This is a genomic window from Streptomyces sp. NPDC057543, from assembly GCF_042801895.1.
In the GTDB taxonomy this organism is placed as follows: Bacteria; Actinomycetota; Actinomycetes; order Streptomycetales; family Streptomycetaceae; genus Streptomyces.
In genome coordinates this window covers 1-2,938 of the sequence record NZ_JBHVFF010000516.1, presented here as the reverse complement: position 1 = coordinate 2,938, position 2,938 = coordinate 1, and the positions used below count along the sequence as shown (strand labels likewise).

Here is a 2,938-nt window from a genome sequence, read left to right as displayed (position 1 = left end):
GTTCTCGATCGCCAACGACGTCGCGAAATACTTCGCGATCATCCCGGCGATGTTCGCGGTGGTCTACCCGGGCCTGGACAAACTCAACATCATGCGTCTGCACAGTCCGACCTCGGCGATCGCCTCCGCGATCGTGTTCAACGCGCTGATCATCGTCGCGCTGATCCCGCTGGCGCTGCGCGGTGTGCGCTACCGGCCGTCCTCCGCCGCGAAACTGCTCAGCCACAACATCTGGATGTACGGGCTCGGCGGGCTGGTGCTGCCCTTCGTGGGCATCAAACTGCTCGACCTCCTCATCCAGTTCATTCCCGGACTGCGCTGACAGACGTCCCGGCGAAAGAAGAAGGCGATCCCACGGTGCGTACCCACCTTCCCCCCGTACTCCGGCACCATCTGACCGCCTTGCGGATACTGCTGGTGTTCACCCTGCTCACCGGCATCGCCTATCCGCTGCTCGTCACCGCCATCGCCCAGACCGGTCTCTCCCACCAGGCCAACGGCTCCCTGTTGACGACGAACGGCAGGCCGGTGGCCTCCTCGCTGATCGGCCAGAACTTCACACTGCCGAAGAAGAATCCCCAGGCCGCGCAGGAGCAACTGCGCCCCGACCCCACGTGGTTCCAGCCCCGCCCGTCCACGGGCGGCTACGACCCCATGAACTCGGGCGCCTCCAACCTTGGCCCGAACAACACCGATCTGATCGAGACCGTCCGGGACCGCCTTGCCGCAGTCGCCGCCTTTGACGGAGTTCCGTTCTCGTCCGTCCCCCCGGACGCCGTCACCGCCAGCGGCTCCGGCCTCGACCCGGCGATCTCCCCGGCGTACGCCTACGAACAGGTCGACCGTGTCGCGAAGGCCCGCCACCTCGCCCCCGCCAAGGTCAGGACTCTGGTCGCCCACCACGTCCAGGGACGTTTTCTCGGATTTTTGGGTCAGGAACACGTCAACGTGGTCGAACTCAACCACGATCTGGCCAGGCTGGTGTGACCACCATGCAGGGGGTCGTCAGTGGGCCGGTTGATCGCCCGTTCGACGGTTTCGCGTTTCTTGTACCGCTCTCGTCCTACATGAGTACGTGACGCAGCTTCTCTGTTGCTCGGACCATCCCATTCGGAGATCGCTCGGCCAGTCGCCACTCGCAGAGAAAGGCGACGACTTCGTCAACGACGCCTTCCCGGCCGATGCTCTCGATATCGCGCGTGAATGATTCACGGTTCTCTGCGACGGTCTCGCTCTCTCTTATCTTACCGAGGAGACCCACCACCTGGTCCCGAAGTTCCTCCGGTGTGCGTGAAATGTCCGATGATTCGTTACGCAGAACCCGAGAGATCCGGAACTCGAGGGAGTCGAGCCGGGGGAGAGTGAACAGGTACAGAGGGAACGAGCGGGCATTTCTCAATGCGGTATGGATGCCATTCACTCGTTGCAGTTCCTGCGCTTCCGGATCTCTTGGGTTGATCCAGATCTGCTGATCCAGGACGATTGCGTGAACCTGCCCGAACCCTCCGTCATTGCCTTTGTCTGCTTCACGTGCCAGGAAATGGTGAAGCGTCGGTTCGAGGCCGTCCGAAAATGCCTTGGCGTGTTCCGGTTCAATTCTTCGATCCCATTCCGGATTCCCCTCTTTTCCTGGAAGGGACAGAGTGTCGCGCATAATTCGGCCGATCGTCGGCCAAAGGCGCTCGGGGGAGTTGAATCTGAACAAGAAGGTGTGTGTGCGGTCAAAAAATTGAACCTGCATCACTAGGCCTTCGGCTTCATCAGGACTTGAACGATCATCTCGTTATTGGGTGGATTGTAGATGTCGTGCAGTTCTACAACGTGTATCTCCAGTTCACATCCGTAGATTTCCCTTGCGCGCCGGTATGTCCAAGTCGCCCTGACGGCCTCCTGCTCGGTCTTCTCTTCCCTCCTGGCGTCGATGTAAGCCTTCAGATTTGAGGACATCCTGGACCGGCCCAGCTCCTTCGACTCGTACCACCCGAACTGATACCACTCGCCGGCGACGGCCTGATGTTCGGCGCCGAAATGGTCATGGGATATTTTGAAAAGTTCGGTCCCTACCCCCTTTATGTGTGCTTGTACGATACTCGGCGGTATGTAGAAATCCAGCGCAAGTGCCGGTACGGGATCGGAGCTCTCTTCGAGGCTGAGCGGCTTGATCAGGGCGGATCCGATTGCGCCACCAGTTTTTCCTGCCCGCTGCACCGAATCAACTTTTGCAATTCCGTCGATATTCAAGCCCAGGTAGTGCATGTCCAATACGCGCAGGCCGCCCTGGGTCGTTGGCTTCTTGTTAATTTGATATCCGTTGGTGAGATTTTTGTTGACAATCTTTTGGAATATGAAGATGGCCTTCTTCCTGCCCGGTTTTCCTTGCTTGATGCTGGTGAATATTGCCTGCCATGCCTCCTCGTTGTTCAGGATTCTCTTGGCGTTATCCAAAACCTCTCGGCGCTCCTTGAAGGATGTCTGCCCATTGTCAATAAGCTTGGTTTCCTCGTCTTCCGGCTCATTTTCAATCGATTGCTGAGAGCTTTCGATCCCCGGGCTGTTCACGGCCTTGAAATGAATTTTTGTACGAGACTCTTCCTGGCTGTCAACGATGAGAGTCAGGGATCGCAGTTGGTGTCGGTTCTTGATTTCAGGAAGGGCGCTCCTCAGCGATTCGGTGGTCGATTCCGGCTTCACCAGAGACATTGCTTCCCTCAGGGCTGCCGCCGACCGTCCGCTCTTCGATTCATCACCGGGCTTTCCTCGTCCTTCCGGAGCTCTGCCCGTACTGTCGGTCTTCCCGGGCTTGTTTTTGTTCTTGAGTTTCGCCCAGAGTTTCTTTCCTGCTCTGGTGATGAAGCCGACGATTTTGTCGATGGCGCGGTTGACGGGTTTGGCGACGGCGTGGAAGACGGATTTGACTTTGTTGGCGAGGGAGCCGATG

At 58.5% G+C, this 2,938-nt stretch carries 2 protein-coding genes and 2 pseudogenes; 2 read left to right on the top strand and 2 right to left on the bottom strand.

Annotated features, from left to right (window positions below; genetic code table 11):
• Both ACFU8Q_RS40705 and kdpC read left to right on the top strand, forming a co-directional pair.
• Window positions 1–322 (top strand): annotated as a pseudogene (locus ACFU8Q_RS40705) (potassium-transporting ATPase subunit B); the annotation flags it as partial.
• Between the two features lie 35 nt (window positions 323–357).
• Complete coding sequence (gene kdpC / locus ACFU8Q_RS40700) at window positions 358–987, top strand: potassium-transporting ATPase subunit KdpC (RefSeq protein WP_384465025.1); 630 nt, start codon at window positions 358–360, stop codon at window positions 985–987.
• Window positions 988–1,063: 76 nt separating this feature from the next.
• Here kdpC and ACFU8Q_RS40695 read toward each other — a convergent pair whose 3' ends face one another.
• Complete coding sequence (locus ACFU8Q_RS40695; RefSeq protein WP_384465022.1) at window positions 1,064–1,654, bottom strand: hypothetical protein; 591 nt, start codon at window positions 1,652–1,654, stop codon at window positions 1,064–1,066.
• An 89-nt stretch (window positions 1,655–1,743) separates the two neighbouring features.
• Window positions 1,744–2,938 (bottom strand): annotated as a pseudogene (locus ACFU8Q_RS40690) (hypothetical protein); the annotation flags it as partial.